Annotated in this window: 13 protein-coding genes; 6 read left to right on the top strand and 7 right to left on the bottom strand. The window is 65.5% G+C overall.

The window, feature by feature from the left end; translation table 11 throughout:
• Window positions 1-42: 42 nt before the first annotated feature.
• Entirely contained in the window at window positions 43-1,299 is a 1,257-nt protein-coding gene (locus J8F10_RS23130) for a tetratricopeptide repeat protein (protein ID WP_210657875.1), read from the bottom strand.
• 361 nt (window positions 1,300-1,660) lie between these two features.
• On the opposite strand from J8F10_RS23130, the gene nagB reads away from it, so the two are divergent.
• Window positions 1,661-3,595, top strand: coding sequence for a glucosamine-6-phosphate deaminase (gene nagB / locus J8F10_RS23125; protein WP_210657873.1), 1,935 nt, complete (start codon window positions 1,661-1,663; stop codon window positions 3,593-3,595).
• A 311-nt stretch (window positions 3,596-3,906) separates the two neighbouring features.
• On the opposite strand, the gene J8F10_RS23120 is transcribed toward nagB, so the two are convergent.
• The 3 genes from J8F10_RS23120 to J8F10_RS23110 form a co-directional block, all read right to left on the bottom strand.
• On the bottom strand, window positions 3,907-5,490 hold the full coding sequence (locus J8F10_RS23120; protein ID WP_246524426.1) for a vWA domain-containing protein: 1,584 nt from the start codon (window positions 5,488-5,490) through the stop codon (window positions 3,907-3,909).
• 333 nt (window positions 5,491-5,823) lie between these two features.
• On the bottom strand, window positions 5,824-6,627 hold the full coding sequence (locus tag J8F10_RS23115; protein WP_210657868.1) for an ABC transporter permease: 804 nt from the start codon (window positions 6,625-6,627) through the stop codon (window positions 5,824-5,826).
• 57 nt (window positions 6,628-6,684) lie between these two features.
• Window positions 6,685-7,722, bottom strand: coding sequence for an ABC transporter ATP-binding protein (locus J8F10_RS23110; protein ID WP_246523526.1), 1,038 nt, complete (start codon window positions 7,720-7,722; stop codon window positions 6,685-6,687).
• A gap of 281 nt (window positions 7,723-8,003) precedes the next feature.
• Between J8F10_RS23110 and J8F10_RS23105 the strand changes: the two genes are divergently transcribed.
• Both J8F10_RS23105 and J8F10_RS23100 read left to right on the top strand, forming a co-directional pair.
• Window positions 8,004-10,412 (top strand): FG-GAP repeat domain-containing protein, encoded by a 2,409-nt coding sequence (locus J8F10_RS23105; RefSeq protein ID WP_210657866.1) that lies wholly within the window; start codon window positions 8,004-8,006, stop codon window positions 10,410-10,412.
• Window positions 10,413-10,534: 122 nt separating this feature from the next.
• Window positions 10,535-13,600 (top strand): PQQ-dependent sugar dehydrogenase, encoded by a 3,066-nt coding sequence (locus tag J8F10_RS23100; RefSeq protein WP_246523525.1) that lies wholly within the window; start codon window positions 10,535-10,537, stop codon window positions 13,598-13,600.
• A gap of 73 nt (window positions 13,601-13,673) precedes the next feature.
• Here J8F10_RS23100 and J8F10_RS23095 read toward each other — a convergent pair whose 3' ends face one another.
• Together J8F10_RS23095 and J8F10_RS23090 are read right to left on the bottom strand one after the other, a co-directional pair.
• Window positions 13,674-15,704 carry a bifunctional serine/threonine-protein kinase/formylglycine-generating enzyme family protein gene (locus J8F10_RS23095; RefSeq protein ID WP_210657864.1) on the bottom strand — a complete coding sequence of 677 codons (2,031 nt, stop codon included), beginning with the start codon at window positions 15,702-15,704 and terminating at the stop codon, window positions 13,674-13,676.
• A gap of 34 nt (window positions 15,705-15,738) precedes the next feature.
• Window positions 15,739-16,374 carry an RNA polymerase sigma factor gene (locus J8F10_RS23090; protein ID WP_210657862.1) on the bottom strand — a complete coding sequence of 212 codons (636 nt, stop codon included), beginning with the start codon at window positions 16,372-16,374 and terminating at the stop codon, window positions 15,739-15,741.
• A 333-nt stretch (window positions 16,375-16,707) separates the two neighbouring features.
• Here J8F10_RS23090 and J8F10_RS23085 point away from each other — a divergent pair, with 333 nt between their 5' ends.
• Window positions 16,708-18,297: a hypothetical protein gene (locus J8F10_RS23085; RefSeq protein ID WP_210657860.1), complete on the top strand. Its 1,590-nt coding sequence runs from the start codon at window positions 16,708-16,710 to the stop codon at window positions 18,295-18,297.
• A gap of 91 nt (window positions 18,298-18,388) precedes the next feature.
• Here J8F10_RS23085 and J8F10_RS23080 read toward each other — a convergent pair whose 3' ends face one another.
• Window positions 18,389-18,601 carry a hypothetical protein gene (locus J8F10_RS23080; RefSeq protein ID WP_210657859.1) on the bottom strand — a complete coding sequence of 71 codons (213 nt, stop codon included), beginning with the start codon at window positions 18,599-18,601 and terminating at the stop codon, window positions 18,389-18,391.
• A 21-nt stretch (window positions 18,602-18,622) separates the two neighbouring features.
• Here J8F10_RS23080 and J8F10_RS23075 point away from each other — a divergent pair, with 21 nt between their 5' ends.
• Both J8F10_RS23075 and J8F10_RS23070 read left to right on the top strand, forming a co-directional pair.
• Window positions 18,623-18,823: a hypothetical protein gene (locus J8F10_RS23075; protein WP_210657857.1), complete on the top strand. Its 201-nt coding sequence runs from the start codon at window positions 18,623-18,625 to the stop codon at window positions 18,821-18,823.
• Between the two features lie 207 nt (window positions 18,824-19,030).
• Entirely contained in the window at window positions 19,031-21,133 is a 2,103-nt protein-coding gene (locus J8F10_RS23070; protein ID WP_246524424.1) for a S9 family peptidase, read from the top strand.
• Window positions 21,134-21,278: the final 145 nt, after the last annotated feature.

The following is a 21,278-nucleotide window of genomic DNA, read 5'->3' as shown; positions in this document are numbered from 1 at the left end:
CCGGCGCTCGTAGCACAGGGCGGAAGCCCTGTGCATTATTGGCTATGCTCCTTCACCACCACCGACGACGCGGACGGGTTTGCCGTCTTCGTAAAGGTCGAGGCGCGTTTGGTAGTCGGCCCGGCGCTCCGAGTCGCTCAGGAGATCGATCGCCTTCTCCTGCCACTTGATCGCGTCGTCGAACTCGCCGCACTCGGCGCACGCGGCAGCAAGGGTGTCGAGGTAACCCGGTTCGCTCCATTCGGTGAGTTCGCACGCGCGCGTGGCGCACTCGCGTGCCCGGTCACCGTTGCGCACGTCCGGGTCCGGGCAGGTGGCCCAGATCCACGCGAGCTGGTTGAACGTGCCCGAACTCCGCGGGTCGCGCTTCAGTGCGTCCATGTGGTCGCGAACCGCCGCGGTGTACTTCTTCATCGCGTAGTTCACGCCGGCGCGAAAGTTGTACGGCATGACCGCGCTCGGTGCGAGTTTGATCGCTTCGTTGAAGTCCGCTAGTGCGCCATCGAGGTCGGCGAGCGCCTTGCGCGCGTTCCCGCGGATCTCGTAGGCCTTTACCACGCCCGGCAACTGCTTAATCACTTCGTCGCCGTCGGCCGTGGCCCCGACGTGATCGCGGAGCAGGAACCGGCAGATCGCGCGGCCCAAATGCACGAGCGGGTCGCCGGGTTTCAGTTCGAGCGCAGTGGTAAAGTCGTCCGCTGCTCTCGCGTAGTCGCCCCCCTGCTGGCGGATCGTGGCCCGCAGGCGGAACGCATCCGCGTTCTTCGGGTCGGCTGTGATGACCGCGGTCACGTCCTCGGTCGCGGCGAAGTAGTCTTCGATGTCGAGGTGCAGTTGCGCGCGCCACAACCGGTAGCGAGGGGCGTTCGCGTGGTCCGCGGTGATCGCGGTCTCGAAGTCTTGAAAAGCGGACGCACTGTCGCCGCGGTCCGCGTGGCACCGCGCCCGGAGTGCGATCAGTCCGGTCCGCGTGGAATCGAGCTTCAGCGCGCGGTCGCAGTCCGCAATGGCCTGATCGTACTGCGTTTGCGCGAACAGTTCGGCCGCGCGATCGGCGAACAGTTGCGCGTCGTCCGGTTTGAGGCGAATGGCGTGGTCCAGGTCGTTGAGGGCGCGCACGCGGTCGCCCATTTCGAGATAGGCGTGCGCGCGGTACCGGTAGCCGGCGGAATCGCCGGGCCGCAGCCGGATCGCGCGCGAGTAGCACTCGATGGCTTCCTGGTAATCACCGGCGGTGAGCGCTTTGTGGCCGCGTGTGAACAGGTCTTGGGCGTCGTCGGTGGCGCGGTCGCGTGACATAGCTACCGTGGGTGTCCTGGGGCGGTACGGCGAACCGGAATCGCGCGAACGGGTGCCGGAGCGGGCCGGTGGCGCGTGCAGCCGGTTCGGGTATCTTATCCGAGACGCACCGCACAGTGAAACCGAGATGCCGCGCCGCGCGTGTTCGGGCCGCACCCGTTCGCTTCTGGCCCGGTGCGCGACTTCGGGCGGGCGCTCAAAATTAAGCTCTTCTCAGTGTAGCACTTGTACGTCCGCGGTTCCGCCGGTGGCACCTCATCCGTTCTCGCGATCGGCATACCCGCTCGGTGCGCACGCTGCTAAAACACCCATTCACAACACCCACGGCGCGGAACGTTGGTTCCCACAGAAGGCATCACGCATGACTGCCCCGCAAACACTGCCACACACGCGAACACGGACCGTCAAGTTCCCGACTGCTGCGGTCGCCGCCCGATACGTCGCGAAGGAGATCGACAAACTCGTCCGCGCGCGGAACGCCGCCGGCAAGCCCACCGTGCTCGGGCTGGCTACCGGGAGCACGCCCGTCGGGTTGTACCGCGAACTGATTCGGATGCACAAGGAAGAAGGGTTGGACCTGTCGCGGGTCGTGACGTTCAACCTCGACGAATACTACCCGATGCCGAAGGAGAGCCAGCACTCGTACTTCCGGTGGATGCACGAAACGCTCTTCGGGCACGTCAACATTAAGTGGGAAAACATCCACATTCCCGACGGCACGCTCAAGCCGGAAGAAGTGGACGCGGCGTGCGCCGAGTACGAAGAGAAGATCAAGTCGTTCGGCGGGATTGACATCCAGATTCTGGGCATCGGCCGCACCGGGCACATCGCGTTCAACGAACCGGGGAGCCCGCAGAACAGCCGCACCCGGCTCGTGACCCTCGACAGCATCACCCGGCGCGACGCGGCGGACGGGTTCTTCGGCGAAAAGAACGTACCGCACCACGCGCTCACGATGGGCGTCTCCAGCATCCTCGAGGCCCGGCGCATCTTCCTGATGGCGTTCGGCGAACACAAGGCCGGCATCGTTTACAAGGCACTGGAACAGGCGCCCACGGAAGTCATTTCCGCGAGTTTCCTGCAGGACCACAAGGACGCGACGATCGTTCTCGACGAGGCCGCCGCCGCGGAACTGACCGCGATCAAGCGCCCGTGGGAAGTCGGGCCGTGCCAGTGGGCGCCGGAACTGGTCCGCAAGGCCGTCGTCACGCTCGCGCTGACGGTGAAGAAGGGGCTGCAAAAGCTCAACGACGACGACTTCCGCGACCACCACCTGTACGAACTGCTCCGCGAAAAGGGACCAGCCGAACAGATCGGCGAAGCGGTCTTCCTCGACCGCATGGAGACGATCAAGCCGTACCCCGCGGGCCGCGTCGCGCCGGTCTCGAGCGTGGACGGTGACCCGCGCCTCGGCCGGCGCAAGGGCGACATCCAGGCGCCGAAGACCGTGCTCGTGTTCTCGCCGCACCCCGACGACGACGTGATCTCGATGGGCGGTACGATCATCCGGCTCGTCGAGCAGGGGCACAAGGTCCACATCGCGTACATGACGAGCGGGAACGTCGCGGTGTTCGACCACGACGCGCGCCGGTTCGTGGACTTCGTGGACGAGTTCGTGCAGTCGTTCGGCAGCGCCACGGAGCAGACCAGCGCCGGCACCATCAAAGAGCGCGTGTACCAGTTCCTCGACGCGAAGAAGCCGGGCGAACTGGACAGCGCCGATGTGTTGAAGGTGAAGGCCGTGATTCGCACCACGGAGGCCCGCGCCGGGGCGCTCGCGTGCGGCATCCCGCCGGAGCAGTTGGAGTTCATGAACCTGCGGTTCTACCACACCGGGGCCAAGACCAAGAACCCGATCCACCCGCAGGACATTGAGGACGTCGTCGAATTGCTGAAGCGACTGAACCCGCACCAGGTGTACGTCGCGGGCGAGTTGAGCGACCCGCACGGTACGCACCGCGTGTGCGCGGAAGCGATCTACGCGGCCACGCGACGGGTGCGCGCGGAAGGTTTCGACCCGGACGTGTGGTTGTACAAGGGCGCGTGGGAAGAGTGGGAGCCGCACGAAATCGAAATGGCGGTGCCGCTCAGCCCGGAAGTGCTGGAGCGCAAGAAGCAGGCGATCTTCCGGCACCAGAGTCAGAAGGACAAGGCGATGTTCCCCGGCGGCACGGACCGGCGCGAGTTTTGGCAGCGCGCCGAGCAGCGGAACATCGCCACCGCCCGCACTTACGACGCACTGGGGCTGCCCGAATACTACGCTCTCGAAGCGTTCGTGAAGTGGAGCGACGAGTGAGGCAGGAACTGGCGACGTGTTTGTAGTTCCGGGGGCGTGTAGGCGAGGATTAACCCTTGACTACGCGCCATCATCATCTCTTCGGGCCTTGTGCGCTCGGCACCTGGGTTCTTCTTTCCTCGCCGGCGCGCTCATCGGCGCGTTCCCGTCGTACTTTTGGCGCTTCTGGATATCGCGGGCCGCGCGGCATTGGCCGATTGCTCGACTACTGCGCGGATTGTGTGGTCTTCAAACAGGTTTTGACAATGTTCGGTGGGGGGCACCGAAGCCGATCCCGAACCGCGGTGGATCTTGATCGACCCCTGATCTGGTTAGTCGTTCGCGCCGATGCCTTTCGGGTCCGGGTTCTTCTCTTTCAGGGCCAATTCCTTCGCGAGCGCCACCAACTCGGCGAACTGCTTGCGGTGCCCGTTCGGGTCGACACCGATACATCCCTGGGCTTCCTCCAAGACTCCCGCATAGGTCATCACACCGCGGAACTTCGAGTCGCGGAGCAGCATGCCGAACGACGCGGCGGTCGCGGCGAACCGGAAGTCGTCGCTGAGGTCTTTCGCCACCTCGCCTGTGTGCAGTTTCGCGAGTTCTTTGCTCGCGTCGGCTTCGGGCTGTTTGTACCGCATTCTCACCGTGAGCCACTCGTCGGAAACGTTCGCGGGCACTTCCTTCGGCTTCTGGTACTTGCTCGGATCGACTTCCGGCAAATCGATCTTCACGCCAACGGGGACGATTTCGTAGAGCACAGTTACTTGGTGCCCGCTGCCCATATCACCCGCGTCCTTCGCATCATTCTTGAAGTCTTCGTCCTTCAGCAACCGGTTTTCGTACCCGACGAGCCGGTACGCATTCACTTTTTCCGGGTTGAAGTCCACCTGGAACTTCACATCCTTCGCGACGCACACCAGCGCGCCGCCTTGCTCCACGAACACCTTTTTCGCTTCGTCGATGGTGTCGATGTAGGCGTGGTGCCCGTTGCCGTGGTTCGCGAGTTCCTTGAGCCGGTCGTCCTTGTAGTTGCCCATCCCGTAACCGAGGATCGTGAGGAACACCTTGCTCCGCCGCTGTTCTTCGATCAGCTTTACCAGCTCACCGTTATCGGTGACGCCGACATTGAAATCGCCGTCGGTGCAGAGAATGACGCGGTTCACGCCGCCCTCAATGAACGTGTCGCGGGCCGACTGGTAAGCCTTCTTGATCCCACCTTCGCCGTTGGTACCGCCGTTCGCGTCGAGTCCCGTTACCACGTCCATGATGGTTTTCTTGTCGCTGCCCTTCGTGGGGCCGAGGGCCACGCGCGAGTCGCCCGCGTAGGTCACAATGCTCACGCGATCCCGCTCGGTGAGTGTGCCCACGAGCAGTCCGAGCGATTGCTTCACGAGTGGCAGTCGATTGAGGGCTTGCATGGAGCCGGACGTGTCGATGAGGAACACGAGATTCCGGGCTGGCAGTTTGTCCGCCGGAATTTGGTACGCCTGCACCCCGACGCGCACGAGGTGGTGCTGCCGGTTCCACGGGCACGGACCCATTTCGACGTGGAACGCGACCGGATCGTCGCCTTTGGGTTGCGCGTACTGGTAAGGGAAGTAGTTCACGAACTCCGCGAGGAACACCGCGCTTGCGGGCGGCAACTTGCCCTCGTTGAGCATGCGCCGAACGTTCGAGTACGACGCAGTGTTCACGTCGGCAGAGAACGTGGATAGCGGCGCAACAAGCGGCGAGCGGAACTCGTTCTCGCGGTACACGCCGTAGGCTTCTGCGTTCTGCGCGTTGTGCCCGCCGCCGACTTCGGGGGCGCTGTTGTTGACGGGATTCGGTCGTTCGTACCCAAAGGCTGAATTCGTAGGCTTCGCTACATAGAGGCTTCCGCGTGCTGAAGACTTTAGTTTTGCCAGAAGCATGTCGCGCGTAATTGATTGTGCCGAGGAATTGGGCTTTGAGCCATTGGCGGAGAGGTTCTCATCCGTGGGTTCGCGCTTACTTTCGATGCGCGCCGTTTCTTGAGCGATTTCGGCGTCTCGCTTTCCGCACCCAACCAACAGTACGAGAAGCAGCGCTGGGATTCCTGCGGTGAACGACCGCCGGCCCCACACCGTGAAACGGGACATGGTGGCACTCCGGTGATTGGATGTGTGTGACGTGTCGCAAGTACCAACGCTACCCGACCGGCCGGCGTTGGCGAAGAGATGAGCGGAGGTCGTTACGAACGTGAAGTAACTGCGGGAATTGTTTGCTCACTGCCACCGGACCGTGAGCTTCCCCTCTTCACGGGCGCGGCGCTCCAGGCGGCGCAGGCTCCAGCGCGCGATGAAGAAGAACACGACCGCGAGCGAACCCAACACACTCAGCTCGGTCCACACATCGAACAGGCCGGCCGAGCGGAACAGCACCTGGCGCATCGCGTCCATGCCGAGTGTGAGCGGAATCGCACTCGCGACGAGTGCCACCGCGCGCGGCAGCACCGACACCGGGAAGTTCGTGCCGCTCATCAGGTAGATCGGCTCTTGTAACAGCGCGACGAGGTGCCACGCCTCGCGCCCCCACATCAGAAACACGGACGCGAACAGCATCCCCAAACCGTACAGCGCCGCGAGCGTGATGACGAAGCCCAACACGAGCAGCCACCAGCTCGATGGGTCGATCGGCACATCGAACAGCAGTATCCCCGCGACCGTGATCGCGGTGGCGCGAATAATGGTCGTGGTCATACCGCCGAGCGCCATGCCGGTGAGAATGGCGATCATCGGGGCCGGCGACATCACGTAGAGTTCGAGGTTCCCGGAGTCGCGCTCCCAGTAGAGTTGAGCCCCCATGCCCCACAGCACGTTCAGCCAGAACGTCGTCATCGCGGCGCCGAGCACGAGGAACCCGGTGTACGCTTGCGGCGCCTCCATCGCGCGGTACGCATACGCGAACGCGGACACCGCCAGAACCGGCAGCACGGTTTCCTGAATCATCCAGGAGTTGCTGCGGAACAACCACGCCAACCGCGGATAGGTTCGCGCCTGAACCACTTGAAGGAAGAGCTTGGCTGACACCGCGAACCCTCTTTCCGCATTCGAGACGATGACCCGTTCCCAATCCCTTTCGTCCGCTCAGCCCTTCGGCCCTTCGTCTTCCGTCAGCCCGTGGCCGACCAGTTCAATGAACACGTCTTCGAGGGTCGGCTCCACTTTCTTCATGGTGAGAATGCGTCCGCCGGCGGTGACGAGGGCCTGCACCACCGCACCGATGGCCGGTTCTTCAATCAACGACACCTTAAGTTCCACCGTCGTGGGTGTGGTGGTTGTCGTGGCCTGGTGGACGCCGGGGAGTTTGCTCACTTCGCCCCAACCTTGATGCCCCGGTGCGAGGCTCAGCTCATAAATCGGGTACTTCTGCACCTGGCGCTTCAGGTTGGCGGGCGTGTCGCACGCGAGCACCTTGCCCCGATCGATGATCGCGAGCCGGTCGCAGAGTTCGTCCGCTTCGGCCATGTAGTGCGTCGTAAGGAGCAGCGTGCGGTCCGGGCGCTCCTTCATCCAATCTTTAACAAAAGTGCGAATTGCGCGCGCACTCGTCACGTCGAGCCCGAGCGTCGGCTCATCAAGGAACAGGATTTTGGGATCTGTGATGAACCCGCGACAAAAGTTCATTTTCTGTCGCTGGCCGGTCGAAAGGTAGCTGATACGGCTCGTTGCTTTGTCGGTTAACCCGACGACGCCGAGCATTTTGTCGATGCGTTCTTCCGCAACGGCCGTGGGTACACCGTAAATGCGCGCGAAGAGCCACAGGTTCTCGCGCACGTTCAAGATGCCGTACCCGCTCGACTCGCCGCCGGACACCATGTTGATGCGCGGGCGGAGCAGCTCCGCATCGGCAATCACGTCCAAACCGTCCACGCGCGCGGAACCGGATGACGGCGCGAGAAGGGTCGTTAGGATCTTGATGAGCGTGGTCTTCCCGGCACCGTTCGGCCCAAGTAGCCCGAACAGCTCACCCGGGCGGACCTCGAGGGACACTTGGTCGAGGGCAACGAAATCGCGCTCCTCGGCCCCAACAGGTTTTGATTTGGACCACCACCAGCGCCGCTTGCGGGGCTTGCGGTACGTGCGGGTCAGACCTTCGGTGCGGATCGCCAGGGGTTCCATCATCGCATTCTACGCGCAGCGGTGCCGGTCAGGGAGCGGTGGTAATTCGGGTAACCCGCCCCAGTACGTGCGCTGCTGGCGGTCGATCGGGTCAGGTACGAGTCGATTCGCATTCAGGGAGGGGATGAAGTGTAAGGAGATCTTCACTTCGGCAGTAATGCGGGGTTAAACTTCCTCGTTCACTGGCGAAGCCGTATTGACCGCCCGTCGCAACGCCGGTAAATACGCCCGGAATGTAAACGTTCGGCTCCCCCGTTCCGAACCTCGCACACATCAGGTGACTGATGCTCCGACGCGCGTACTCGCCCGCGCTTCAGGTTGAGCTACTGGAAGACCGGCTGAACCCAGCCGGTTCCATTATTCCCGCCGGAGAGTTCAACTGGACCCAGTACAGCCCCACGGGCGAACTGGGTCAGTTACTCTGGAACGGCGGGAACCTCGTCTACCAGTCCCGTGTAGCGGGCGCTTGGTCGGCCCAAACTGTTGCCACGTCCGGCGCGTTCACCGCGGCCGAGTACAACTCGGCCGATGCCGTGGAGCGGGCGTCGCAAACGGCGCAGCTCGTGTTCACGTCCGACGGCACCCCGCACGCGCTCTTCCTCGAGAAACAGTGGAACGGGGGCGCGGGCCGGTACCAGACGCTGATCCAGCACTACGCTCGCACGTCGGCCGGGTGGCAGAAGGTCGAGACGATCACCCCGAACTGGATGAGCCAGTGGGGGCCGAACAACCTCGTCGCGGAAGCCGGGGCGAACAACTCGATTCACCTGATCTTCACCGAGACCAACGCTGCGGCCACGGGCGTGGGCAATTTCGGCACGGGCACGCTGATGTACGCCACCAACGCGGGCGGCGCGTGGGGCTTCGCCAAGATCGCGGACACGGCCGACCTGAGCCAGGACGTGTGGTTCACGGGGGGCCGGTGGACCCCGCGGTTCCTGTCACTGGCGGTCGATTCCACGAATCACGCGCACGTGACCTACACACCGCAGTTCTACATCGCGGGCGCGTTCTCCACGGTGAACAGCACGCTGATGTACGCCACCAACCGGGGCGGTGCGTGGGCGTCGCAAACGGTGATGGCCCCACTGGACAGCACCGCCGACGCGGGCCTGGGGGCGAGCGTGGCTGTTGGACCGGGCGACCAAATCGCGATCGCGAGCTACTACGTGGACCGGTACAACACCGGCTCCCCCCAGAGCTCGAAGCTGATGTACCACACCCTCACCGCGGGCGGGTGGACGCACGCCACGGTCACGAGCACGCCCGACGGGTACGTTGCGGGGGACGGCGCGCGGTTCACCGGATTCGCGCCGCAACTGTATTTCGATGCCTCCGGGCGCGCGAACATCGTTTTCTCTGACGAAGCGGGCGAACACCTTCCCGTGAGTTACGCGAACGAGTTCGCGGGCCAAATTCGGCTCGCGACGCTCAACGGCTCGGCGTGGTCGCTCTCAACGGTGTTCCGCCAAACCGACCCGATCCGCAACCAGCTCTTCTTCCCGGTCGCCGCGACATTCAAAGGGCAGACAACGTTCGCCGGCTTGCAAGCGACCAGCACAGTTGATGGGAACAAGAACCCGGTCCGCACCGATTTCGCGGTGGTTGACGTGAACGCGCCATACGGGTCCGCCTTGCCTCCGGTCTCGAACTCTCCGCCGGTTGCGCCCTCGCCACCGATTGTCACTTCCCCACCGGTCGCGCTGCCCGTATCGTCGGGCACCTCAACAGCCTTGCCGACCGGGTGGGCGGTCGCGTCCGGCGCCGGTGTCACGACGACGCAGGTGCTCGTGTACCGGCCGAACGGCAGCCTGGCGATGACCGTGAAGCCGTTCGGCGACGGCTACCGCGGCGGGGTGCGCATCGCGCGGGCGGATATCAACGGCGACGGGGTCGCGGACCTCATTACTGCCAGCGGCGCGGGCATCGCCGCGCGCGTCCGCGTGTGGGACGGCGCGACCGCGGCCATGATCGCGGACTTCGACCCGTTCCCCGGGTACCAGGGCGGGCTGTGGGTCGCGGCCGGCGACCTGAACGCGGACGGCGTGCCCGATATCGCGATCGGTACTGATCTGGGCAACGTGCCGCACGTGAAGGTGTTCAGCGGGCGCGGAATGACCGAACTGGCGAGCTTCTATGCCTACGCGCCGGGGTTCCTCGGCGGGGTCCGTGTGTCAATGGGCGACCTGAACCGCGACGGGTACGCGGACCTCGTCACTGGCGCCGGGTACGGTGCCGGACCGCACGTGGCCACGTTCGATGGCCGGTCACTCGCGCTAGGGCAGGGGCCGCGGAAGTTGGTGAACGACTTCTATATGTATTCACCCACCATGACCGCCGGGTTGAACCTCACGGTGGGCGATGTGGACGGCGACGGGTTCGCGGACATCATCGCCGGGCCGGGCAGCGGCCCCGCGCACCTGCGGATCGTCAGCGGGCGAGCACTTACCACCGGGCAGGGGCAACTCGACCTGGTCAGCACGATCGCCTGGACCGGGGACACCAGCGGCCTGCGCGTGACCGCGGTGGACGCGGACGGCGACGGGCGCACCGACGTCATGCTCACCTCGGGCAACTCGACCAACGGGCGCGTGGGCCTGGTTACGTCGGCGAACCTGATCCCGCCGAACCCGACCGGGGTCCAGTGGATCGATGCGTTCCCCGGACTCACCACCAGCGTGTTCGTCGGCTGAGTAAGTTGTCAAAGACCGGACATTTGGGGCGCCCCCGCTCATCCTGAGCGGGGGCTTTTTTGCGCACCCTCGTGCGGGTACCATGTGCGAATCTGCCACTCACCCGTGTTGAGTTTTCGCACATGCCTCCTCACGCTCGACTCCTCCGTGTGGCTCTCGCGTTCGTCGCGCTTGGCTCTTTGATTCTCGCAGTGGGCTCTGGCAGTTCGTCCCGTTCACAAACCGACGCAAAGCCCGAACGCCCCGTCCCGGAACCGTACAAGCAGGCCCCACCGAGTCACTTCGAGTGCCGCTGGGCGGATACCCCCATCGCCCTTGATGGCGTTGCGGACGAGGCGGCCTGGAAGCACGCACAATCGATTAACGCATTTCACGTGCCGTGGCTCGGGGACGCGGCTCGCATGGCCCGCACTGCGACCACGGCGAAACTCCTCTGGGACCGCGAATACCTATACTTCCACGCCGAGATGGAAGACTCCGACCTCTTCGCGGACATCACCGAGCACGATGGCGATTTGTGGAAGAACGACGTGTTCGAGCTCTTCTTGCGCCCGGATTTTGAGAAGACCGGTTACTACGAGTTCCAGGTGAGCGCTGCGGGCACGCGATTCGATGCCTTTTACCCAAAGTACGATCTGGACTCGATCGCGAAGCAGTCGAAGGTGGGCACGTTCCGAATGGAATCGAAGGTGAAGTTAAACGGCACACTTAACAAGCGCGATGACGTCGACAAGGGGTGGAGCGTGGAGGGCCGAATCCCGTGGACGGACTTCCTGCGCACCGGGGGCCGGCCGGTCGCGGGCGAGAAGTGGAAACTGAATCTTTGCCGGTTCGACTACAACACGAACTGGAAGAACGAAGAACTATCGTGTGTCGCGCCGATCACGAAGAAGAAGATCCCGCCGTTCTTCCACCAAAGTGAAGACTACGCGACGCTCGCGTTCGTCGGCCCGGACGCCACCACCGCGAAACCGTTCGGGATCGAGAATCGCGCGCCGCTCACCACGTCCACGGTCGTTGGTTTTCCCGATCCCCCGCCGCCGTTCATCGCGGTCCGTGCCCTCGACAAGTACCGACCGGAGTTCCCGATTCGCGTGGAGCCGATTCCGGGTACCGCGGATCTGCTCCTCATCACGCAACCGCAACCCTACGGGCCGACGCAGATGTGGCGTGCCGCGTATGGTGCAGCGACGACCAACAAGGACGCGGTGAAGCTGATGGAGACGCCGAACGGCGGGACCGCCTATGACATCGCGTTCCACCCGAAGTTCGCGGAGAACCGGTACGTCTACATCGGCTGGAACGGAGCGACACCCGGGCGCAAGGGCAAGTGGAGCACGATCACCCGCTACACGATGAGCAAGAACGCGCCGCACGATCTCGATCCCAAGAGCGCGAAGACCATCATCGAATGGGAGTCCGACGGCCACAACGGGTGTGCGGTGTGTTTCGGGAGCGACGGCACGATGTTCGTCACCAGCGGTGACGGGACTTCCGACTCCGACACGAATCTGACGGGACAGCGCACGGACCTGCTTCTCGCGAAGGTGCTTCGCATCGACGTCGATTCACCCGCTGAGGGGAAAGCGTACAGCGTACCGAAGGACAACCCGTATGTGGGCAAGAAGGACTTTGCCCCCGAGACGTGGGCATACGGGCTGCGCAACCCGTGGCGCATCACCTTCGACGCGAAGACGAAACAGCTCTGGGTCGGCCAGAACGGGCAAGACTTGTGGGAACAAGCCTACTTGGTGGAGAAGGGCGACAATTACGGGTGGAGCGTGATGGAGGGCAGCCACCCGTTCTACCCGAACCGCAAAGCCGGCCCGACGCCGATCAGTAAACCCACCGTGGAGCACCACCACTCGGAAGCGAGATCGCTGACGGGTGGGGTGGTGTATCACGGCGCCAAACACCCCGACTTGAAGGGCGCGTACATCTACGGCGACTACAGCACCGGGCACATCTGGGCCGTGAAGCACACCGGGACGAAGATCGAGTGGCACAAGAAGATCGCGATCACCACGCTGAAGATCACGAGCTTCGCACTCGATCCCGACGGCGAACTTTTAATCTGCCACCACTCCGCGGCCGGTGACGGCGGGCTTTACACGCTCGCACCCAACACGGCCAAGCACGCGGGCACGTTCCCCAAAAAACTGAGCGACAGTGGGCTGTTCGATTCGGTGAAGGACCACGCGATGAAGCCGGGCGTGATCCCGTACTCGGTCAACGCGCCGTTCTGGTCCGACGGGGCGCACAAGGAGCGCTTCCTGGCGGTGCCCGAAGGCACGATCCAGTTCAAGCGCAACGGCGGGTGGGACATGCCCGACAAAGCCGTGCTCGTGAAGAGTTTCGCGCTCGAGCTAAAAGAGGGCGACCCGAGCACCCGGAAGTGGATCGAAACGCGGTTCATGACGAAGCAGGACGGCGAGTGGTACGGCTATTCCTACGTGTGGAACGAGGCCGGGACCGACGCCACCCTTGTGGACTCCCCGGGGCTCGATCGCACGTTCACGGTCGCCACCGCGACCGGTGCGCGCCAGCAGGCGTGGCACTACCCGAGCCGGGCCGAGTGCATGGTGTGTCACAGTCGCGCTGCAAACTACGTTCTGGGGCTGTGCGAAGTGCAGATGAACAAGGACTACACCTACCTCAGCGGGCGCACGGACAACCAGCTCCGCGTGCTCGAGCGCCTGGGCCTCTTAAACGTGGCCTGGGCCGGCGAGGTGGAGGGGGCAATAAAGGACGCTACGAGCAAGCAGCAGCCGAACCAGCGCGAGCCGAAGCCGACCGGGATGTTACCGGCGCCGCCCGCGGGGCTGAAGAAGTTGGCCGACCCTTACGACAAGACGCAAGACCTGACCGCCCGCGCGAAGGCGTGGCTGCACACGAACTGCGCGACCTGCCACGTCGAAGCCGGCGGCGGGAACGCCCAGATGCAACTCGACTTCCCCACCGAGTGGGACAAGATGCGTCTCATCGGCGCGACCCCGGTTCACCAGACGTTCGACCTGAAGGGCGCGAAGCTCATCGCGCCGGGGGCACCGGAGAAGAGCGTGGTGATTCACCGCATCGGCCAGCGCGGGCCGAACTCGGGTCAGATGCCGCCACTGTCGTCGAGTCGCGTGGACGCGCTCGGGGTGGAACTGATGACCGAGTGGTGCAAGAGTTTGAAGAAGCCGTAAGTGCGGCTCTTCGCGCTCCTTTCCGTGTTTGATCGGGTGACCGAGAGCGAGTAGAGGGGCACCGCACCGTTCATTACGGTGCGGGGTCGAGCGCCACGCGGAACCCGGTGTCGAAGGTGTGCGACTCCAACCGCCCGCGGTGCTCCCGCAGCGGAAGTCGGGGCGAGTAATAGCAGCCCCCTTGAATCACGTGAAATTGGTGGTGCGTGCCGAGCTTCACGTAATCGGTCCACGCCCCCGCGGGGAGCGCGTCGAATTCATCACGGCAGATCTCGCGGACGTTTCCGAGAATGTCGTGTACGCCCCATACGTTCGCGCCGCGCCCGCCCACCGCTTTCGGCGCGGGCGGGGTGCCCGCGTTCGCGCGGGTCCACTCGTCCACCTGCCAGGGCGCGTCGAACGGCTTGGCCCTCAGCACCGGTTCCCCGACCTCGCTCTCGTTCCCGCACCGCGCCGCCCAGACCCACTCGGCCTCGGTCGGCAAACGGTACCGGCGCCCGTCGGTGCGCGACAACCATTCGCAGAACGCTACCGCGTCGTCCCAACTCAGGTGAACCACGGGGTACCGGTCGGTCGCTTCGGGGTGCCCTGGCGTGCGCCAATTGAACTGCGGGCCGCGCTGGAACTTCTTGCCCGCGGGTGCGGCAAAATCGAGGAAGTAGCCGCCCTTTTCGTCCACCTCGGCCGCGGTGCGGTGCCCGGTCGCATCGACGAACCGCCGGTACAGCCCGATCGTCGTTTCCGTCGTCGCTAGGTAGTACGGCCGGGTAATTGTCGTGCGGCACTCGGCCGTCAGCCCCAGTTCGCCGGGCGGGATCAGCACGAAGTTCATTCCGTGCTGGTTGGCGAGCCGGACCGGAACCTGAGAATGATCGGCCCACACGTCCTGTAATCGTTTCGCGGTTCCTGCGTCGAACGGCAACCGGCCGATCGCGGGAGCCGGGGCCGGTACGGGTGGAGAGGTTTCTGGATGGTGCGGCGCGCGGAGCGCCATTCCCGCGGCCCCCGCGACGAGAGTCGTAACGAGTACCCCGACCACCCGAATGACTTTGCGCCGGCGCGGGACCGGCCGAAACAAGCGCACCGTGACGGACCGAGCGGACGGCAGGCGCGCCCCCGGGTCGTTCGCGAGAAACTGGTGCCACACCTCGCGGGACAGTGCCCCAGGGAGTGACCCGTGTGGCAGCCCGTGGCGCGGCGGCGGCGTGCCGGTGAGCAAGAACCAGAGCGTCGCGCCGAGCCCGTACACGTCCGCCCGCGCGTCCACCGCCCCGGGCGCGGTCGCCTGTTCGGGGGCCATGTAATCCCGGGTACCCATCGCGCGCCCGGTCCGAGTCAGGCTCGATCCGTCGACCGCCGTCAATTCGGCGCCCTCCGTCGAGGTGCGCTCCGGTGCCGCGTCCGGCAGCGCCGCCAGTCCCAGGTCGAGCAACTTCACCGTTCCGTCGGGCGTTAGGATCGCGTTCGAGGGTTTCACGTCTCGGTGGACGATCCCGGCGGCGTGGGCGACCGCCAGCCCGGCGGCCAGTTGGGTGATCGCGGCGCGCGCCCGGTCGAGCCCCATCGGGCCGCCGGACCGCACGACCTGTGCGAGCGTTTCCCCCGGAACGTACTCCATGACTAGGAAGTGAACGCCGTTCGCCTCGCCCGCGTCGGAGGCGCGCACGATGTTCGGGTGGTCGAGCCGACCGACCGCGCGCATCTCGCGATCGAACCGGGCGACGGCGGCTGCGTCCCGCGCGCCCCGAATGACCTTGAGCGCAACGACTTTGCCCAGCCGCACGTGAACCGCCTTGAAGACCGTTCCCATGCCGCCCTGCCCCAACCGTTCCATGACGCGGTAGCCCGGGATTTCCGGCGGCACGTCCGCGGGAGCCGGTGGCGCCCCCAAAACGCGCCCGACCGCAGCGGCGAGTGCCGCCGGCGCGCCGGAAGAAGGGTCGCGCGCCGGGCACCGCGGGCCGGGACGCGCGAGTCCGTCCAGCCGGTCGAGGCACCGGTCGCAGTGACCGAGGTGCTCGACCAGTTCCGAGGCGCGCGCGTCGTCACAGTCCCCGGCGGCGTACCGGGCGAGTTCGTTGGGCGGGGGGCAAGGTGTTGGCATCGTGGGCCTCTCCCCTCCACTTAACGCGGACCTCTTACGCGACTGGGAAAAGATTCGTGAACGACGGGTCGTCGGCCGCTCCGATGAGCTCGAGCTCCTGGCGCAACCGCTTGACCACGCGGAACTTCGCTTGGTGTACCGCGTTCGGGGCCATGCCCAGGGCTTCGGCCACGTCGCGCGCCGGTTGCCCCTGCACCACCATCCGCCAGAACGCCTGCCAGGTGCTCTCCTCGAAGTCGGGGCGCACCAGGTCGAGCGCCCGGTTCAGCCACTCCGCGGAATCGGCGTCGACGGCGTCCGGCGGTTCCGCTTCGGGAACGTGGTTGAGTATCTGTTGCGCGTCCGTGCCCCCGGCCGCTGCCGCGGACTCTTCGCGGCGCCGCGCGAGGTCACGCACCTTGTTACGGGTCACCGTCCAGAGCCAGCCGCGAAAGGTGTCCGTCCGCCGGTCCCGGCGGAACCGCTCCAGGGCGGAGCTGACCGAGGCCCACACGTCCTGAACGATGTCGCCCGCGTCCTCGTCACTCAGGCCGGTGCGCTTCGCCCAGCGGAAGATCGCGGGGCTGTAGAGGTGAACCAGTCGGCGCCACGCCCCCGGGTCGCGGTTCCGCGCGTCGTGCAGCAGTGTTGGAGAGGTCGCGTCGTCGGACGCGGGCGCGGACTCGCTCATGGCGTGAGTATACCGATCCGATTTCTGTGGAACAATTCTCGCGCCCGGTGACATGGAGTGGTCCGGTTATTGGATCGGCGCGCCCGTGCGCCGGGTAGGGGTCTCGGTGCTCCTGAACACTCGCCCGTGCGGTACTTGCGCAAGCGAATCGCCCCGCGCCCGCCGGACACGAAATTATTCGCGTAAGGCCCTCGCGTTGGTACCGGTGAGCGGTTCGCCCGTCGCCGCTCTGCCCGTCAGGTAGGAACTGTCCCATTTCACTACGGCCCGGTTCCCGGTCCCGCCGCGCGTCGCGGCCCCGGTCCCGGTGCGCCTGGATTACGGAGGAACGACATGACCCGCTCCGCAGTTACGTTGATTCGCGCGGGCACGCTGCTCGCGCTGCTCGCCGCGGTTCTGCTCATCGGTACGGAGGCGGCCCCGGCCGGAGCCACTCAGCCCCCGGCCCCGCCGGACGCGGCCGCCGCCCACACTTTCGTTGGCACCATCGCCGGCGCGCCCGAGTCGGCGCGGATCGGCGTCGTGTGCGACGGGAAATCTTTCTTGGTTTATGCGTGCAGCGACGACAAGGGGTTCAACGCCGACCACGCGGCGTGGTTCAAGGGGGCGTCGGCGGGCGACAAAATCGAAGCCGTCAACGGCGCCCGCACGCTCAAGGCCACGGTCACGGCCGACACCGTGAGCGGCGAACTCAGGTCCGGCGACACGGCGCTGACGTTCACCGCCAAGCGGTGCGACGATCACGTGGTGGCCGGGTTGTACCGCGCCGAAGACGGCGACGGCCTGTTCGGGTGGGTGATCGACGAGGACGGGTTCGTCGCCGGCGGGGTGCAGCGCCCGAACACGAAAGGGGCCGGTGTAGTTCCGAATAATGGGGTGATCGGGGGCGTGAAGGCACCGGCGGGCAAGAACGGGGCACAGGTCGCCGGGCAGCGCGTGCAGAACCCGGCCCAGCCGCCCAAGGGCAAGAAGGTGAAGGGGTTCTCGCCAGCGCGCCGGGCCGAGTTCCTCGCCCGCATCCAGACCAAGACGCCGCAGAACGGCAACCCGCTGCTGCCCGCGCTGATTCATATGGTTAAGCGGTTCAACACCGGGGCCAAGCCCGAAACGAAGGTGGAAGAGGCCGCGTTCGCCCAGCTCCGCAAGCTCCCCAAACAGGCGATCATCGACTACGAGAAGAACTGGGAAAAGATCCCCGTCGCGGTGCGCCAGCGGCTCGCCGGCCCGGAACTTGCGAAGATGGACCCGACGAAAGCGCTGACGGTCGAGCGCATGGGCGAACTCGTGAAGGCCGCCGGGATCCAACCAGCCGCGAAGACGCCGCGGTCGAACACCGCGCCGACCGTCTCCCAGGTGTCGATTAAGGAGCTCCGCGCGCTGGACACGACCGGTGAAGTCAAGGACGAGATCTTCGCCATCTACGTGATTGGTGCCGATAATCAGGTGTTCACCAAGACGACGGCGGTACTGACGGGGATCGGTAACGGGGACACCAGGACCTTCGCCGCGGCCGACCGCGTTGTGTTTCCCCCGGCCGAGCAGCCGAACCTGACCTCCGCCGGGGACGTGCTGGTGACGGCCACGCTGTTCGAGCAGGACAACAACATCGGCCTGGTGAAGACGCTGGTGAAAGCGCTCGTGGACGTGGTCATTGTCACGGTCGCGATCGTCACCGCTCCAGCGGGGGCCGCGGCTGGCGGGTTCGTGGTGCCGGCGAATCTGCTCATCGACCAGATCGCGGCCGGGTTGCCGGATGCGCAAACCCTCGACACCGACACGTTCCGCGCCACCCCGGACGGAAAGCTGCTGGCGATCGGGAACAACAACGTGAAGAGCGAACTGAAGTTCAAGACGGCCGAGAAAAAGGGGCCGGGGCCGTTCGACTTCCGGCTCACCGGGCTCGACGTGAGGACCAAGAAGTAACGCCCCGGTTCGCCCCGGGCCGGCGCTCCAAGCGTGGCGCGCCGGCCCGCACCGAGCACCCACGTTGTTTCCCAACTCGCGCGACGTGCGGTTACGCGAGTTGGGGGACAAGCGGTCCGCCGGGCGCATCGGCAGCAGGAGCGAGTATTTCAGGGGTTTCGCTCACCGCGGCCGGGGGCACCGGCCCGTTCGCGCTCGACAGTACCAGCACCGCCGACGGGTGCCGCCCGCGCCCGCTCCGGGTGCGGACATCGCTGTGACCGGCGTGCGGCGGAGCCCAGCGCGCTTCGCCGCTAATTTCCATGAACAGTTTGAGGGGAGCACCGTGCCCATCGTCGCCGACCGCATCATGATTGACACCCCGATCGTTCTCCAACTGGGGCCGATCATGGAGCTCGCGAACCTCACCCAAATCCGCGACATCGCCGCGTACACCGTCTTAAACGTGTTCGAGAAGCTCGAGATCCGTTACGACCACATCTGCCTAGCAATCGGCCCCACGGGTGCCGTGCTGATGATCGAGTGAGGAACCCCGATCTGAAGTTCCCAATTACTTCGGTAGACCGGTTTCACCGACCGGGAACGAGCAAGGGCCGCTCGTCGCCCGACCGCGACTTCTTTCCGGCTTCTCATTTGACCCGGACCGGCGCCCGATGAATCATGGACACTCGGCCGCCCGAGTCTCGCCGGGCGGCGCCGTCCACTCCGCTCGCACTGGGGGACCGTCGTGAAGATGTCGGGTCAGACGATTTCGCTCGCTGTACTGTGTGCCGTCACCGTTTCCCTCGCGTGTCGCGAACTCGCCGCACAGGACCGGCTCGCGACGATGCCGGGGTACGACAACTACCAAAAGGTGAGCAAGGAGCTCCCGGGTGCGGTGAAGTCCGGCGCGGTCTCGGTCACATGGAAGGACGAGGGGAAGGCGTTCGAGTACCGGCACGAGGGGAAATTCCTCCGGTTCGACATCGCCACGGGTAAGATTACCCCGGTCGCGGACGCGAAGGACGCCCCGAAAGGGCCGGGCGGGCGCGGGCCGTTCGGTGGGGCACCCCAAGGCGGGGCACCGCGCGGGCGACAGTCCACCTCGACCACGTCCCCGGACGGCCAGTTCAAGGCGTTCTACCGCGACCGGAACCTGTGGCTGTCGGACGCCAAGGGGCTGATCGAAATGGCGGTGACCACCGACGGGAGCGAGAAGTCCCGCATCAAGAACGGCTCCGCGAGCTGGGTGTACGGCGAGGAACTGTTCCAGCGCTCGGCGATGTGGTGGTCCCCGGACAGCAAGAAGGTCGCGTTCTACCGGTTCGACGAGACGAGCGTCCCCGATTATTACCTGGCGCTCGATCAGACGGCGCTCATGACGAAGCTCGACGCCGAACCGTACCCGAAGCCGGGCGCCCCGAACCCGGTCGTCGATCTGCTCGTCTACGACCTCACCACCAAGAAGACGACGAAGCTCGACGTGCGCGACGGTAAGCCGTTCGCTAACGATGTGGTCGGGCACTACGCGTACCGGGTTTCCTGGGCGGCGGACGGCAAGGAGTTACTCTTCGAGCGGACGAACCGGCGCCAGAACGTGCTGGAACTCGCCGCCGCGGACCCGGTGGGTGGGAAGTGCCGGGTCGTGGTCCGCGAGGAGTGGCCGGCGAGCTGGGTCGAGAACCTGCCGCCGATGCGGTTCCTCAAAGACGGGCGCCGGTTCATCTGGACCTCGGAGCGCACCGGCTGGCGCAACCTCTACCTCTACGACCTCGGTGGGAAGCTCCTCGCCACCCTGACGAATTACCCGTTCGAGGTGGCGAACGTCGTCCGCGTCGATGAAGAGGCGGGCGTACTCTACTACACCGCCCGCAGCGGCGACAACCCGATGAAGCTCCAACTCCACCGCGTGGGGCTCGACGGCACGGGCGACACGCGCCTGACCGATCCCGCGTTCCACCACGCCGTCGACTTCGCCCCGGACGGCAAGCACTTCATCGACGTGTACCAGACGCACGCCGTTCCCCCCGCGAGCCGGCTCGTCTCCGCGGACGGGAAGGCGGTCGCGGACCTGGCGAAGAGCGACACCACGAAGTTCGAGAAGCTCGGACTCCGCGCACCGGAACTGCTGAAGTTCAAAGCCGGGGACGGCGCGACAGACCTGTACGGACTGCTGCACTTCCCATCGAACTTCGACCCCGCGAAAAAGTACCCGCTGCTCGTATCAGTGTACGCCGGGCCGGGAACGAACGGCGCCCGCGAGACGCACGCCGCACCGTCGGCGCTGGCCGAGTACGGGTTCCTGGTCGCGTCGTTCGATTCGCGCAGCGCGGGCGGGCGGGGAAAGAAGTTCCTCGACGCGATCTACGGGAAACTCGGTGTGGTCGAGATCGACGACCAGGCAGCCGGGGTGAAGGCGCTGTGGGAGCGCCCGTACCTCGATAAGACCCGCGTGGGCATCTACGGGGGCTCTTACGGCGGGTACGCATCCGTTATGTGCCTACTGCGGCACCCGGACGTGTTTCAAGCCGCGTGCGCCTCGTCCCCGGTGACCGACTACCGGCTATACGATTCGATCTATACGGAGCGGTACATGGGGCTGCCGCAGGACAACAAGGCCGGGTACGACGCGGGCAGCGCGGTGGTCCACGCGGCGAAACTGAAGGGCCGGCTGATGATCTACTACGGTACCGCGGACAACAACGTCCACCCGTCGAACTCGCTGCAACTGATCCGCGCGCTCCAGCGCGCGGGCAAGAGCTTCGACCTGCAGGTCGGCCCGGACGCGGGCCACTCCGGGATCTCGCAGCCGCGGATGATGGAGTTCTTCATCGAGAATCTGGTACTGCGCAAGTAACCTCGATCGTTTTCGGCGGGTTCCGTTGTTGGGAACGGCCCGCCGGCTACTCGATCCACATTTCTGCCGGCACCGGGCGCCCGAGCGCCCCGCCGGTTCTGCCCACGGGAGCGGACACGTCACCGACCGCGTGTAACCCACTCTT

The organism is Gemmata palustris (assembly GCF_017939745.1).
Classification (GTDB): Bacteria; Planctomycetota; Planctomycetia; order Gemmatales; family Gemmataceae; genus Gemmata; species Gemmata palustris.
This window is presented reverse-complemented; position numbering and strand designations above follow the sequence as displayed.

Bases quoted from the DNA above. Each gene is read 5' to 3' on its own strand.
- J8F10_RS23130 (WP_210657875.1), bottom strand. From the start codon at position 1,299: ATGTCACGCGACCGCGCCACCGACGACGCCCAAGACCTGTTCACACGC.
- nagB (WP_210657873.1), top strand. From the start codon at position 1,661: ATGACTGCCCCGCAAACACTGCCACACACGCGAACACGGACCGTCAAG.
- J8F10_RS23120 (WP_246524426.1), bottom strand. From the start codon at position 5,490: ATGCTTCTGGCAAAACTAAAGTCTTCAGCACGCGGAAGCCTCTATGTA.
- J8F10_RS23110 (WP_246523526.1), bottom strand. From the start codon at position 7,722: ATGATGGAACCCCTGGCGATCCGCACCGAAGGTCTGACCCGCACGTAC.
- J8F10_RS23105 (WP_210657866.1), top strand. From the start codon at position 8,004: ATGCTCCGACGCGCGTACTCGCCCGCGCTTCAGGTTGAGCTACTGGAA.
- J8F10_RS23100 (WP_246523525.1), top strand. From the start codon at position 10,535: ATGCCTCCTCACGCTCGACTCCTCCGTGTGGCTCTCGCGTTCGTCGCG.
- J8F10_RS23095 (WP_210657864.1), bottom strand. From the start codon at position 15,704: ATGCCAACACCTTGCCCCCCGCCCAACGAACTCGCCCGGTACGCCGCC.
- J8F10_RS23090 (WP_210657862.1), bottom strand. From the start codon at position 16,374: ATGAGCGAGTCCGCGCCCGCGTCCGACGACGCGACCTCTCCAACACTG.
- J8F10_RS23085 (WP_210657860.1), top strand. From the start codon at position 16,708: ATGACCCGCTCCGCAGTTACGTTGATTCGCGCGGGCACGCTGCTCGCG.
- J8F10_RS23080 (WP_210657859.1), bottom strand. From the start codon at position 18,601: ATGGAAATTAGCGGCGAAGCGCGCTGGGCTCCGCCGCACGCCGGTCAC.
- J8F10_RS23070 (WP_246524424.1), top strand. From the start codon at position 19,031: ATGTCGGGTCAGACGATTTCGCTCGCTGTACTGTGTGCCGTCACCGTT.